Here is a 15,507-nt window from a genome sequence, read left to right on the forward strand (position 1 = left end):
GTATTTATACTCACACATTAAAATCACCCTAATTTTCATGTAGATATTTTAACCTATAAATTTTCTTTATCATCTATGAAAAAAGTCCGCTTTTTTATCTCTTTTTTATGGTAATCTATTAAAAAGTAAATCTATTAGGTGATAGGAGAAGAAGATGAAAAAGATTATTGGCTTTATTTTATTTACTGTATTTTTTTATTTATCTTTTCAAGTGAATTCTACCTATGCAGCTGAAATCGATCGGATTAATGGTAACGATCGCTATCAAACTGCCGTAGAAATCTCCCAGGCTGGCTGGCAGAAATCGAGTACAGTCATTCTTGCCAAAGGAAGTGATTTTCCTGATGCTTTAGCAGGAGGACCGCTCGCCTATTCCTTAAACGCCCCAATCTTGCTTACGAATGATAAAGGCTTACCAAACGTAACAAAGCAGGAAATTATTAGATTAGGAGCAACGAAGGTCATTTTATTAGGAAGTGAAGGAGCTATTTCAAAAACGATTCAAGATTCCCTGGAAAGCATGGGACTAACAATCGAGCGAATTGGTGGAAAAACTCGTTTTGAAACAGCAGCAAATATTGCGAAGCGACTCCCTTCGAAGCAAGCCATTGTTGTTAACGGGAGAAATTTTCCTGATGCATTAGCTGTTGCACCATATGCAGCTAAGAATGGCTTACCGATCCTATTAACGGATAAAGACTCTATTCCAAGTGCATCACTGACAATTGCCAATGGAAAATCGAATACGATTATTGTTGGGTTGGAAGGAGCAGTTAGTCGTACAGTAGAAGGAAAACTGAAAAACCCTGTGAGATATGGGGGAAGCACTCGATATGCAACAAATAAAGTTTTAACCGAAAAGCTACCAATGAATGCAAGTAAGGCCTATATTGCAACTGGTGAAAACTTCGCCGATGCATTAACAGGTTCCGTTCTAGCAGCAAAAAACGATGCAAATATCTTACTTGTCCAGCAAGCTAATGTTCCGTCAGCTATCCAATCAGTCACTTCGAAATATAACCAATTCACAATTTTCGGAGGAACAGTCGCAGTAAGTGACGGAGTAAAACGGATTCTATCAGGAGAAAGCACCGAATTTATTCTGCAAAATATTGCAATCGGTGACACAGAGCAGCACGTCGTAGCTCAGCTTGGACAACCTGCTCGGAAGGACTTAAGCCGCCAGGGATTTTATTGGTCAATCTATAACAAGGATTATAAAAAATACATCCAAGTAGGAATCCAAAACGGAAAAGTAGTCGCGATTTATAGTAACTCAAATAGCTGGACATCAAAATCAGGCATTAAAATCGGCCTAACTAAAAGTCAGGCTGTAGCAAAGCTTAATGCGATCGGCGAAGCATCCGATTTCAACGAATACACTGATTACACAACCTATTACATTGACGATAAAAACTATGATGCAACTGTATACTATGATCAACATGATAATAATATGGTAGCAGCTGTTCTGTTAACTGCTCCAGCCTATACGCCATATACTGGTTCTTATGCTGACGTAACTGAATCAAGCGATGCAACAAAACGAACACAGCTACGCAACAGCTTCGAAAAGCAAGAATGGGACATTACAAACGCATATCGTGTAAGATACGGAAAACAACCACTCACATGGGATAGCAAGGCCGGATTAACAGCAAGAAATCACAGTCAGGATATGATTAACCGCTCCTTCTTCGACCACGAAAACCCAGATGGAGAATGGCCAATCGATCGCATGCTAGCAGATGATATCGATCTAAGTGTCGCAGGAGAAAACATCGCAGCCGGCTACTTTGATCCAATCGAAGTCCACGATGGCTGGGTCAATTCCCTCGGACACCGAGTGAATCTGTTAGAACCTGAATACAGTCATTTAGGTGTTGGTGTGGCGATTGATGATACGTATGTTTATTATACGCAGAATTTTTTTGCGCGATGAGTGGGAGAAATGAAGAACTTGATAAACGTGTAAAACCTCACTAAATATATAGTGAGGTTTTACTATTTAGACTCTTTATAGTTTGTACTGCTTTTCAAAATAATCCTGATACTCTCCGCTTATGATTTGCTCCCACCAGTCTTTGTTATCAAGATACCATTGAATGGTTTGGGCAATTCCTGTTTCAAAATTGTAGGTAGGTTTCCAGCCTAGGTTTTCTAACTTAGTTGGGTCAATGGCATAACGCTTGTCGTGTCCTAAACGATCCGTTACAAATTCGATTAAATCCTCGGATTTGCCAAGAGTATGAATAATCGTTTTCACCACTTCAAGATTCGTACGTTCATTATGACCACCTACGTTATAAACCTCTCCATTTTTACCTTTATGCAAAACTAGCTCAATTGCTGCACAATGGTCTAAGACATGTAGCCAATCACGGATATTTTTGCCGTCGCCGTAGACAGGGATTTTTTGATTGTTCATTGCCCTAGTAATGGTTAGAGGGATCAATTTCTCCGGAAATTGATAAGGACCATAATTATTAGAACATCGGATAATATTCATTGGAAGTCCATATGTTTGATGATAGGCTCTAACGAGTAAATCAGCCGAGGCTTTACTCGCACTGTAAGGACTGTTTGGCTGTAATGGATTATCTTCTGTAAAAAATGAGCTTGAATCAAGACCTAGCTCTCCATATACTTCATCTGTTGATATTTGAATAAATTTTTTAACCCGTGTCTTTTTCGTTACATCTACTAATACTTGTGTACCTAATACGTTTGTATGTATGAAAATTTCCGGATCGGTAATTGACCGATCAACATGACTCTCTGCAGCAAAATGTACAACATAATCAAACTTTTCCTTTTCAAAGATTGCAAAAATCTCCTGACGATCAAGGACATTTGCTTTTATAAAGTTGTAATTCTCTTTCTTCTCAATATCCTTATGCTTCGTTAAGTCCCCAGCATAAGTTAATGCATCGAGATTGTAGATAGCGTACTTAGGATATTTGTTGATCATATAGTGTACGAAGTTACCGCCAATAAAGCCTGAGCCTCCGGTGATGAGTAGTTTTGTTGTTGGCATGATTGGACCTCTTGATTTTGGGATTTAAGTAGGTTAAAAAACTCGTAAAATGAAACGTAAATTCCAACTATTCTTCATAAATAAAAATAGGCATATCTGTTAAATTAATCGATTTTCCATTAATCGGGACTTTCTTACCAATTACAGAATATGATTCTCCTTTTATAAACTCAGAAGGTAGATTATATTTTACTTTAGTGTTAGTAGTCCATAAAGCAAGACCTTTCTTACCCTTTGATGAAATAAAAGAAAGAACATAAACCTCATTTTTATACTTAAAATCAAGTATCTGTGCACCCAATAACCTAGAAATAATATTTTTATATACTTCACCAGGTAACAATAAATTACTTTGATTCTCTAAATTAATTAATCGAATTTTAGATGCTGGATAATCTAACCCATAAAAATAGGCTCGTTCTACCCTCATACCAATATTTAACAATAGAGAGCGTGACAAATATGATGCTCCTAATTTATCAGGCATTTGCTTTGATTCAATTAACTTTCCATTAGAATTATATTTTACCCAAGTGAACTCAGTATTCCAAATTGGAAGATCCTCTACATTATTTTTTTTCATAATATTTTTATATTTTGATATTAATGAGATCATCTCCTCGGGTTCGGACGGATAAACATAAAGATGAACACCAATTATATCTACGTATTTACCACCGCCAGATTCTAAAAATTGATCTAAAAATTCAACGCCCATCGTTTTTCCTGTTGGACTTGGGCTTACTATCTTAATTTCAGAATCAATGCTTTTTAAAATATGGTTTGCTTCCTTCGTTAAAGTGACTAATTCATTTATAGAACCCGAATAGAAATCATTTAAATTAGGCTCATTCCAAATTTCATAATATTTAATCTTACCTTTATATCGTTCACCTAGGACTTTAACAAAGCTTTTCCAGTCCTCAATATCCCTTGGGGGAATAGAATTATAATTTTCACCGTAATTTGAAGAAGATTTACCATCAGTACTCCAATTTGGAGGTTGCCCTAGGGTCAATAATATATCTTGATTTTGCTTCACCGCATTATTCACTAAATTATCTAATCTATTAAAATCAAAATTCCCTTTTTGCTTCTCTATGTGTCTCCAATTAGTTTTAGTGTCCCATAACCTCACTGCACCATAACCTAAATTATGAGTAGGAGTATTTATGTCCCTTACATGCATTCCAAAAAAGCTCGATTCTACAACCTCTACTTTTGCTGTACCACAACCAACTAATAGAAAAAGAACAACTATTACTTTTATAAAAAAATACAATTTTAATTTCATACTGTCATCAAATTCCTACCTATAAGTTTATCCATAATTAGTAATTTCATGTGCTAAAACAACTTCCTATCTATATTGATGTTTAGTTTAAATAGATTACTTTATCATCTTTTATTATAATAATCTAATTATGCTTTCAACAATCTCACTTAATGAACTTCTTTTAATAGAATTATTTCTTTTAGGAATTTGTAAATTACTTAACTTTTGAAAATCATACCAAGAAATTGTTTGAGCTAAGTTATGCTTAACTAGATAATGAATTGTATTATCATCCTCTGTAAATCCATCTCTTTTAATAATTAATAAAGGTGTTCCAGCTATTACAGCTTCACTAACTGTACCCCAACCAGCTTTAGTAATGACCAAATCACATGCTGCAATATAATTTTGAGTTTCTTGATAGTCTTTGGGAATTTTAGTAACGTTCGGGAGAGTAATGTTAATATTTGAAGAAACTATATAATGGGTATTTGGATTTCGCCATAATCGATATTGTTGAAGTTCATGTAAATCAACTTTCATTCCCAAGCCTACGAATACGACTTGATTTTTTAAACCAACACTTCTTCTTATATAATTAGCTTCATCCATATTAATTTCCCTAGAATAGAAGCCAAATTGATGTGCAAAAATTCGTGACCATTCAGGTTCATTGCATCCTGCTAGTTTAAAAAAGTAGTCCATCTTCTCATAATAACTTCTTAATTGTTCTACTAGTTCTTGAGGTACTAATTTTTGAAATGCTGTATACCATGTAAAGTTTGTTATCCCTACCGATATAACCCCTAACTGATTGGCTACTTCAAACGCTACAGGGGATATATCTGATATTATTAAATCTATATTTTCGTGTTCCAGTCTTTTTTTCTCTAGGGCAACCATTCCTGGGATATTTTTCAAATACTTCCTTAATTCAGACTCTTGTTTAGCTAAATCTGGTTGGACTGACTCTTCTTTTAAAGAATATCCAATATCTGTCGAATACTTATAAAAGGAGATATTCCTGTAAGGTAAAGACTCCTTAATAAATTGATGTGCATATTCGTTAACAATTTCAATTTGAATATTTGGAAACATACTTATTAGCTTACGAATTATTGCTATACTTCTAGTAGCATGACCAAACCCGTATTCCGAAATATAATATACTATCTTTTTCATTTCATCACCTATAAATAAAAAGGAGAGTACTTTACTCCCCTTATAAGATTACTTTTGATTTTGCTTCTTTAAAGTGATTTAATACTTCATCCCAACTATAATACAGACGTGTAAAGTCATCTTCACTAATACCAATTCCTGTTTGAACTTCAATAAATTCAAGTTCGGTAATTGCTCTAATCCCATGTTTTTTTCCAGCTGGAAGATGGATAATATCTCCTGCCTTTACACGATGAATATTATCATCTAATGCAAGTTCTCCTTCTCCTTTAACAATCGTCCATACCTCATCTCGAAGATTGTGATAGTGGAAAGTTGAACTTTTTCCTTCTAATATACAAATTCTCTTCGTTACCATTTCAGAACCAGTGTCATATTTTGCATAGTCTAACACTCTTGACCAACCCCAAATACGCTCTTCATACATTGGAGGTTGCTCAAAATCGCTAATAATTTCTTTAATTCTAGGACTTGAAGCCTTGTCTGAAACAAGAATCCCATCTGGGCTAGCTGCAACTACAAGATCCTTCGTTCCTATAACAGTAACAGGTATATCAAGTTCATTTACTAAGTGGGTATTAATTGTATCTTCTGATAAAACACCTTTCCCTATTTGATTAGTAGCCATTTCCTCGGTAAGTGTATTCCAAGTACCAAGATCTTTCCAATAACCATCGTAGGGTAAAGCAACAATATGATTTGCATTTTCTACTACTTCATAGTCAAATGAAATCTTAGGAAGAGTTTTATATTGTAATGAAAGCTCATTATAAGAAAGTGGTAATTCTTTATCTCTTAAGATATTTAGTATATAACTTAATTTGAAAGCAAATACTCCAGTATTCCAAAGAGCATTCATTTCAATTAATGCTTGTGCTTTTTCTTCACTTGGCTTCTCTGTAAAACGATTAACTTTAAAAAATTGATCATCTTTAACTTTCTCATGTGGCACAATATATCCATATTTTGAAGATGGATAAGTTGGTTTAACACCCATTAAGGCTAAATCTGCCTCAGATATCGAAAGTACATTCTCTAATTCTTTAACTTTATTGAAAAAGCTATCTTCTACATATGGATCAACTGGAAGCACTACAATTACTTCATCTTCTGTAGAATTTTGTTCAGAAAATAGGTAAGATGCAGCAAGTGCTATCGCCGGAAATGTGTCACGTCTTTCTGGTTCAATTATAAGTGGTACATTTGTACCTACCTGTGTCTGGATCATATCCCTTTGCATTTTTGAAGTTGCAATGACCGAAGAATCTTCTAAACCCACCGCTTTTAACTGTCCCCAGACTCGTTGCACCATAGATTGTTTTTCATTCTTTTGCCCTTCTAAGACTTTAAGAAATTGTTTAGATCTGGTATCGTTTGATAGTGGCCATAATCGTTTACCCGATCCTCCTGATAATAATACTAATTTCATCAAATTCACTCCCATATAAAGAACAGAGTCCTCAATTTATTCCTGTCAAGTTATTTGAGTTGTACTTTACTCAATATAAATTTTAATTCTTTTCCTTTTAATGTTTCTAAAATATACTATCCAGTACCTTAAACTAAAACTACCACGTTTATTTAAAGAAGGGCAAATACACCACTTTATATGACTATCCTATTTTGAGATTAAAACTGCCGAAAATTCCAACCAATTTAATGCTCTTAATGTTTTTATTTTTTATATCCGCCTTTTTGTTTTATTTCTTTACTAATTATAAAAACAGTTACAAGGAAAAGAATCCAATAAATACTTCGTGAATGTATGAATCTACTATCAGTGATATTATTTATTATTGTGAATACGAAAAACAACATCGGCCATATTAAATATGGAGTTCTTGAAATTCTATTTAATACTATAGCTTTCTTAATCCCTGCTAATATTATTAAAATAATTATTACCAAGCCAACAAGACCAAAATCTAACCAAATATCAAGGAATCCACTATGAGAGGAACGAAGATCCAACCAAATACGGTCAGAAATTATTGCTTGATACGGGCTATTCCAAAATCCTCCATATCCATATCCTAATAACATTTTTTCTTTTATCATTGCGAAAGAAAATTCATAGATTTCTGTTCTTCCAGTTAAAGATCTATCCCTACCCATTGCATTTAAAATAAAGTCTAAATTTAAATAAACAACTATACCTATTAACCCAATTATTAAAGCTAAAAAAACACCTATCGAAAGAGCTAGATTTATATTTGTTTTTTTAAAATAGTTATATATCGACCTATAAAATAAGAAAGCTAATAACGCAATTACAATCAGCATTGCAGTTTTCGATGAGCTCATTAATATAAAAACACCATTAATACCGACAAAGAATAAATTGTAAAAACGATTACCTTTTTTCATAAACAACTGTACGAAAAAATAAACAAACCCTAAAACAGATAAAGTACCGAAAGAGTTTTTATGACCAACTACTCCCTTCCATGCACCACCATGAATAGCATCCTGGTGGATCCCTAAAGAAGGGAACAGCAAAATGACAATAAGGTTTAATAAAGAAAGTATACAAAAATACCACCCTAGTACTTTTGACCACTCTTTTAAAGATAAATTCATCGCAAGGACTACTGAGATTATGATTTCTCCTAATAAGGTAATACTATATTGAACTGTTATATTAGGATTATATGCAAATATAATATTAAAAGGTATCAGCAAAATAAAACAAACTAGTAATTTATTCCCTGAAAACATATTTATTGTTTTATTCATATTCATAAAAGCATACATAAAAAAAACACAATACAAAGATAGATTTAAAAATTTCGAAAAAGTACTACCTTCATATTCTAACTCAGGAATTGAAAAAACAAGTAAAATAGCGGGAATAAAATATACCCACATAACACTCTTGCTAATAAATACTTTTTCTTTGCTATTTGTTAATGAATAACCCAATAGTTAACCTCCCTTCTATTTTATAATTCCATTTTATTTACCCGTCTTCCGAACTTTTAAAATACTATTTATTTTCTTTTTTATTGCTTCTATTAATTCATATTTCAATAGACTAAGTAGACGTTTGTTACTTATTGCACGAATATCATATTTAACTTTAGAAACATCTAATACACTTATTTCCTTACTTGTTCTCTTTTTTCCTTTAAGCGTTGTATCATATAAATAAATACCTTTTCCAGAAATCCCGTAGATAATATTAAGTTCATGTGGTCTAAGTTGCAGAGAGTATTCTTTTACAATTTTATAGTCTAAATGCTTTGTTGTTAGCCAATATCTTTGCTTTTTTTCATTATCTTTTTTTCCATATATATCTATACAAATATCCTTTTTTGAAATTCCTAAGTTTAATTCAATATCTTCAACCTCAAAGAAAACATCATATTTTAATGCGTTATCAGTAAAAGTAGGTAAATGATAATGTTCTTTTTCGTATGAAAGTAACGGAACTTGAAAATTAGTACTGGAAGCCTTATGATGAGTACCTGCATCTGTAAAATTTGTAGTCAAAGAAACATAAGGATAAACAAAAAAACGATTGGTTTTTGTTATATAACTTATATAATATTTTAACCAAGATGAATCGGGCCAGTTCAAAATGTTATTAGGTAAAATAACATCTTTATTCCATTCATCCCCACATTCTAAGTACCAACGATAAAACTGGGACCACATCCTTTTAGTCCACACTTGCCCCCATGATTGAGCATACTGTAAAAAGTACGCATCAAAACCATTGTTCTGGGGAATAAATGGTCTATCTGCACCTACATTCCACAAATGGGTATATAAAGAAATCCCTGCTATTTCATCGCATGAATCATATTTTTCAACAGCTTGCTTTGCATACTTGAAAAAGTCCTTAGACACAAAAATATCATCTTCTAAGGCAATAACAGCATCATAATCTTTTGTAAGATTTCCACAAGAAATTACATGTTTACGTAAACCTAGTCGTTTAGGATGTAGAATTACCTTTTTTTCTCCAAAAGGCCATTGGAAACTATTTGCATATTGTGAAACTTCTTTGTTCTCACTATAGTCAATACTAATTATTAATGGTACATCATGACCATAATAGTTTGCAGCTTTTAAAGATAATAACAATCGGCTTAATGAATGAACACGATTATATGCTATAACAACTATTGCGATACTTTTCATAATTTACCTTCTCTTTATTTAATTCTTTTTGAATGTTTTTTTATAAATTTATCGATATCAGTAAAAGAGCCAGCATTTTCTTCAATCCATTTTTTGTCATTTTCCCACCATTTAAAATTTAAAAGAAACATTTTTTCAGCTTCAGTGAACCTCTCACCAATTTTCTTTGCAGGAACTCCACCATATATATTATAAGGTTCTAGATCTTGGACTACTACTGCACCAGTTGCAATTACTACTCCATCTCCAATATTAACACCTTCCAAGATGTTAACATCAGCACCTATCCATACATCATTACCAATTGTAACTGCGTAGTTCTTTTCTTTATCAGCGTAATTATTTTCCTCAAATAAATTCTCTTTTACATAACTAAACCCTGCCTGCTGTTTAGTAGAAAAAAATGCTGGGTGAGTAGTTACAAAGACTTTAGTTGGATGACGTCCAGCAATTACTTTTACATTTTGTGCAATAGAGCAGTATTTTCCTATTAATGAATTAGATAGTCTAGAATTTTCTTCGATGTAAGTGCCATACCCTATTCGGCTATTAAGAATGTGTACATTCCTATTAATAACATTTCTTCCTTCTAAAGAGGTATTAAAATTAAGTCGGCAATTTGATTTAATTACTGATTTAGTTTTTATAGCTAAATATCTAGACAAAAATAGCTTAGCTATTTTTTTTACTATTCCCAAGTCTTCTCACCCCTTTAAAATTACTTTAAAACAAACAATTGAACTTTTCTCCCTAGATTTATTAAAGTCTACCTTGTCTTACCGCTTTTATACTTCTAATCAATTTAGGAATTGAAAATGCCTTAATAATCATATACGTTGAAATTTTGGTCTTGGAGAAAAAATACAACACAAAAACATTAGCAAATATTTGCGCTGCTAATGTAGCTATAGCGGCACCGTACGCTCCCATTTTAGGAATCAAAATTAAATTTAATATAACATTTAGTATCATACCAGCAGATGTATAAAGTAAACTGTATTTTTGCAAACCTTCAGTTACTAGCCAAACTGACCTTGCTGAACCTAATAGGGCAAATGTACCTCCCCATACACTAATTGATAAAATACTTGCTGCTTCTATAAAATCTTCTCCGTAAAGGATATTAACAATTATTTTTGACATAAATAAAATTACAATTCCAAATACAATACCAGTCCAAGCAATTATTGAATATAAAAGTTGTAGAGAGTTTAAATATTTTTCAGGATTAATATTTTTATTTTTCATAATCACAGGTTTAAAAGAAGTGATAATAGCCATTGGAACAAAAAACCACATTTCTGCAATTCTTACTGCTGCAGAGTAAATTCCAACCTCTTCTTTAGTTGACATCATTGAACCGAGCATAACCTGATCGACTCTCATATACAGTGAAACCATTAGACCCGAAAGAACCAAATACCAGCTCTGTGATAAAATTTCTTTAGCATAACTGAAATTGAATTTCCATGAAGTTTTTTCTTCCCTTTTTTTAAAAAACGCGATAACTAGCGCTCCGCTAATAATAGCAGCCTCCACAATATAAATTAGTGCATAATGAATTAGTGATCCTCCCAATACAACTAATAGAATCTTAAACAAGGCAATTAAGACATAAACTATCATCCTTATGAGAGAAGAGATTTTTGCCTTTTGATGAGCTTGAATCCAGTACTCGATTACTTCGACTGATTTAACAATCATTGTAAAAGAAATGATTAATACTAACAAATGTATTGTTGAATCACCTGGATCAATTATTCTAATAATTATGGAAGCAATTAGCGTAAGTAATGTACCTCCAATAACTCGAATAACCAAACTGGTGCATAAAACAACACCTTCATCAACCTTTTTATCGACAATCGATTTAACAGCTAATGTTTCCAACCCTAAAGTTGATATAGAAATAAACAATGATGCAAATGCCCATGCATAATTAAATTGGCCATATTGCTCTGGCCCGAAATAGCGCGCTATTACTGCCGTAACAAATACTCCAATGAACATGGTAAATACTTTATCACTAATTAACCAACTAGCATTATTAATTACTTTTGAAAAGTTACCTTTACTTAAATTACTATTTTTTAAGTTATTACTAGCCTTCTTTATGCCCAAATAAAATCCCTCTTATCATCAGACGTTCATTTTTCAAGTTATACAAATAAAGACAAATCTTTTTTAAAACAAAAAGACCCTCACCATTTCAATCTAATAATAAAATAATTTAATTCTTCTAAATTGATAGTAATAGAGGACAAAATCTTACTATGTTCATGACTTTATTATGTCTATGATATTGGAAATAATTTTATCCGATAATATCAATTGCTTTTTAGTGTAAGCTCTCTTTCATTTAACAAGGTTCATACTTTATCTTTTTGACTTAATTAAAGATTCATTTTGTAACCAATTCCTATGTTTTCACATATCCTTTGCCAAGTGCATAACAGTCTAACATAACTCTTTTTATCTATAAATAAACATCATTATTAGAATATAATAAAAAAGGGCGATACTGTCGAGAATGTTATGCCTCTTATTTCACCTATAAATGGATGCTGTTAGAATCAAAAAAGTGTGAAGAGCTTAATATGAATTTCAAAAATTTAAAAGACAGATGAAATAGAAATACTAACTGATTTCAATTAAAAACAGTAACAACGGTCTTAGCGAATGTTACCTTAATTTTTAGCAAAATTTAATGATAGAGAATTAGAAAAAAACCAAACAAATAGATAAAAATAGAAGATCTATAAAACTTTTTCTTTTATAAAAACCACCGTACACATTAATACTGTATTAAACTTATTATTGTGCATTATTTATAAAGAATCTCTTCGTGTTTAATAATTTCATCTTCGTCAAATCTATTAGCTATCTTTCTTGCCGGATTACCCGCTACAATTGAATATGGTTCTACATCACGTGTAACTACGGCCCCTGAGGCAACAATTGATCCTCTGCCAATCTTAACTCCACTTAATATTATTGCACCATACCCTATCCAACAGTCATCCTCTATAATAATACTAGTTTTTCTTTCATTATATTTAAAATCTTTATCACCAATCCATGGTGCTTTTCTAATTGATTTTCCTATAACCTTATAATCATGGTCGTTTCTGCCAATTATTCCAACATTATTAGCTATTAATACTTCATTCCCAATAACTCCATTAACTTCGATCGTAACGAATTTTCCAATGTAGGTATCATTACCTATTTTCAAATTATGAGAAGCCCACAATATACTACCTATTCCGATATGAACATCTTTACCAATTTCAACATTAGCCCTTACTGAGTATTTTTTATTTAAAAATTGGAATATTTTTTTCAAGAATGACATTTACTTAACCTCCAAAGCTTTTAATACACCTAGCCTGAAGTTATTGACCATTGTTTCATTAGTATATTTTCTTTTTGAAATTGAACATCCATTTTTCAGTTTTTGTAACATATAGTCATCTTTCAACAATCGAATAACTGATTCTGCATACTCTTTTAAATCATCTGGATCACTTACAATAATTCCATTTTCTCCGTTTTCTAAATATTCAATTTCAGGACTATGGTAAGAGATATTCGTAGTAACCATCGGCACACCATATGCGAATGAATCTATTACACCTAAACCTACTAATCCTGGCATGAGTTGTATTTTTGATAGCATAAAGTATTTCGTCTTTTCACGCGAAAATTTTGGACCAACATATTTGATCCAATCATTTTCTTCTGATGCTTGTTTTACTTTATAGTCATCAATACCTCCACCTATAAAAATCATTTCAAAATCAGGTATATTCTTCTTGATTAATTTACAAGCATCCAATAAAAAATCTAATCTCTTTTCCTTATACATACCGCCAGCATATAGTGCTACATTGTTTCCAATCAAACTGAGTTCTTTTTTACAGATATCAAGTTCTTCTTGAGATATATCATTCATATGTTGTAATAAACTTTTTGTATCAATTGTATTTTGAACATTTGTTATCCTAGATTCCGGAAAATTCAAATCCATAACGGCTCTCTTACTAGTATTATTATAAGCAAACCACCAGTGTACCTTATTAGATAAAAGTACCTTTATTTTTTCTGCAATAAAGTTAGCTGATATATCCTGAAAATTCTTACCGTGCCCCCAATATGCAAGACGTGTTATTCTCAGTTTATTTAATACTAAGAGAATATAATTAATTAATAATTTACTTGCTTGTTCAACTATTACTAAATCTGCATCTTTTATATATTTTAAACAAGGCTGCCAGTATAATTCCCTATTACCTATTTTAATAATTTTATTTTTTATTTTTACAGCCCAATCTAATTCAATTGTGTCCTTTTTCTTCTTATCCTTTTCAGAAGGTTGTCCATAGATTAATACAAAATTAACCCCATCCTTTTCTAATTCCTTCCTTAATAATTCAAAAAAGGCAACTCTGTAATGAGGCATATTTTTATAAACAACTACAACTTTAGGTCTTTTCTGTATAGACATTAACTACCTCCATTAATTTTACATCCCTATTTATCACTAACTATTTTATGATTTAATTTTATTGTTCTATATTTATTTTTTTTATGAGTTTTAATAAATTCATAAATAAATACTGAGTTATTATAAAAATAGCGTCTCCATAATCTTCTAGGTTCCATTATAAATCTAAAAAACCATTCCATACCTATTTTCTGAAAAAAGAGAGGAGCTCTCTTAATATCACCAATAGTATAATTAAAAGCTGCACCTACACCTATTAACACACTATTAATATTTTCAGTATTTCGATACATCCATTTCTCTTGCTTCGGACACCCTAAACTTATAAAAGTAATATCAGGTTGTGTTTTATTTATCATTTCACAAACTTCTAACTCTTCTTTTTCAGATAAATCTCTAAAGGGAGGAGAATATTTACCGACTATTTTAATACCTTTAAATAATTCAGTTAGTTTAGCTTCTAATCTTTCTAAAACCTCTTCTGTCCCTCCATAAAGAAATACCTTATATCCTTTTTTGGCAGAAACCTCGTTTAATTTCAACATTAAATTTGGCCCATCAACACGTTCTTGCTCTTTATAACCAAGCATCCTTAATGCCCAAACCAACGGCATTCCATCAGGAGTGCATATATTCGCATTGTCTAACACCTTATTAAAATCTGTATCTTTTGAAGCTGTAACTAATGAGTGTGTATTACAAATACAAATATACTTATGCTTTTCATTAGTTTTAATCCAGTCTTCAATTTGACTTATAGTGTCATTATAACTTGTAGCTGTAATTTTTGAATTTAAAATATACCCAAAACTGTTTTGAGTCATTTGTCTCCCCACTTTAATTGAATATAAACAATCTATTTGAAATATTATTTTAATAATATCTTTAATATCTTTCTTTTTTTATTTATTGCCCTATAAGAGTTAATCAATTAACTTTTTATAAAGCTCTTCATATTTCTCAACAAAGTATGAGATAGTAAGTTTATCACTATATTCAGTGTTAATTTCAACTTTATTGTCTATTGTTTGTATTATACTCTCTGCAATAGAAACAGGATCTTCAGGTTTAAAAGTAATTCCTAAATTATATTTATTACTTAAATACCCCAGATTTCCATTATTAGGTCCTATTATAGGAATTCGATTTATAATAGCCTCAGTCATTGGCCCACTATTTCCAGTAAAATTATTACGATACGGTAGTATTATATAATCACTAATTAGAACATTTGACATAAATTCTTCATCCGATACAAAACCTAAATCAACCCTTGAATTTATAGCGTATTTTTTTATACATTCATTTATATAAGCACTCTTAAAGGTTTCTTCTTTTCCAACAATATTTAATATTACT

12 protein-coding genes and 1 pseudogene are annotated in these 15,507 nt (G+C 31.6%); 1 reads left to right on the forward strand and 12 read right to left on the reverse strand.

All coding sequences use genetic code 11. The features are described 5' to 3' along the window. Nucleotides 1-154 precede the first annotated feature (154 nt). Nucleotides 155-1,942 carry a cell wall-binding repeat-containing protein gene (locus tag HU235_RS14000; protein WP_174880586.1) on the forward strand — a complete coding sequence of 596 codons (1,788 nt, stop codon included), beginning with the start codon at nt 155-157 and terminating at the stop codon, nt 1,940-1,942. A 75-nt stretch (nt 1,943-2,017) separates the two neighbouring features. On the opposite strand, the gene rfbB is transcribed toward HU235_RS14000, so the two are convergent. The 12 genes and pseudogenes from rfbB to HU235_RS14065 form a co-directional block, all read right to left on the reverse strand. After that, the gene (gene rfbB, locus HU235_RS14005; protein ID WP_174880587.1) at nt 2,018-3,037 is read right to left on the reverse strand and encodes a dTDP-glucose 4,6-dehydratase; all 1,020 of its coding nucleotides are present in this window, start codon (nt 3,035-3,037) and stop codon (nt 2,018-2,020) included. A 67-nt stretch (nt 3,038-3,104) separates the two neighbouring features. Then, nucleotides 3,105-4,331, reverse strand: a complete 1,227-nt coding sequence (locus tag HU235_RS14010) for a GH39 family glycosyl hydrolase (protein ID WP_174880588.1) — start codon at nt 4,329-4,331, stop codon at nt 3,105-3,107. Nucleotides 4,332-4,445: 114 nt separating this feature from the next. Next, nucleotides 4,446-5,495 carry a glycosyltransferase gene (locus HU235_RS14015; protein WP_174880589.1) on the reverse strand — a complete coding sequence of 350 codons (1,050 nt, stop codon included), beginning with the start codon at nt 5,493-5,495 and terminating at the stop codon, nt 4,446-4,448. A 40-nt stretch (nt 5,496-5,535) separates the two neighbouring features. Further along, nucleotides 5,536-6,924, reverse strand: a complete 1,389-nt coding sequence (locus tag HU235_RS14020; RefSeq protein ID WP_174880590.1) for a sugar phosphate nucleotidyltransferase — start codon at nt 6,922-6,924, stop codon at nt 5,536-5,538. Nucleotides 6,925-7,169: 245 nt separating this feature from the next. Further along, nucleotides 7,170-8,417: an O-antigen ligase family protein gene (locus HU235_RS14025; RefSeq protein WP_174880591.1), complete on the reverse strand. Its 1,248-nt coding sequence runs from the start codon at nt 8,415-8,417 to the stop codon at nt 7,170-7,172. A 33-nt stretch (nt 8,418-8,450) separates the two neighbouring features. After that, the gene (locus HU235_RS14030) at nt 8,451-9,641 is read right to left on the reverse strand and encodes a glycosyltransferase family protein (protein ID WP_174880592.1); all 1,191 of its coding nucleotides are present in this window, start codon (nt 9,639-9,641) and stop codon (nt 8,451-8,453) included. Between the two features lie 14 nt (nt 9,642-9,655). After that, on the reverse strand, nt 9,656-10,339 hold the full coding sequence (locus tag HU235_RS14035) for a CatB-related O-acetyltransferase (RefSeq protein ID WP_217451446.1): 684 nt from the start codon (nt 10,337-10,339) through the stop codon (nt 9,656-9,658). A 61-nt stretch (nt 10,340-10,400) separates the two neighbouring features. Beyond that, nucleotides 10,401-11,762 (reverse strand): flippase, encoded by a 1,362-nt coding sequence (locus HU235_RS14040; protein WP_174880593.1) that lies wholly within the window; start codon nt 11,760-11,762, stop codon nt 10,401-10,403. 703 nt (nt 11,763-12,465) lie between these two features. Next, nucleotides 12,466-12,996 carry an acyltransferase gene (locus HU235_RS25305; RefSeq protein WP_267905718.1) on the reverse strand — a complete coding sequence of 177 codons (531 nt, stop codon included), beginning with the start codon at nt 12,994-12,996 and terminating at the stop codon, nt 12,466-12,468. Further along, nucleotides 12,997-14,148: a glycosyltransferase family 4 protein gene (locus tag HU235_RS14055; protein WP_174880594.1), complete on the reverse strand. Its 1,152-nt coding sequence runs from the start codon at nt 14,146-14,148 to the stop codon at nt 12,997-12,999. It abuts the gene before it with no gap. Nucleotides 14,149-14,174: 26 nt separating this feature from the next. Further along, nucleotides 14,175-14,972, reverse strand: coding sequence for a WecB/TagA/CpsF family glycosyltransferase (locus HU235_RS14060; RefSeq protein WP_174880595.1), 798 nt, complete (start codon nt 14,970-14,972; stop codon nt 14,175-14,177). Nucleotides 14,973-15,071: 99 nt separating this feature from the next. Next, nucleotides 15,072-15,507: pseudogene (locus tag HU235_RS14065) on the reverse strand (glycosyltransferase); the annotation flags it as partial.

The sequence above is a fragment of the Metabacillus niabensis genome, assembly GCF_902829255.1.
GTDB classification, from domain to species: Bacteria; Bacillota; Bacilli; order Bacillales; family Bacillaceae; genus Metabacillus; species Metabacillus niabensis.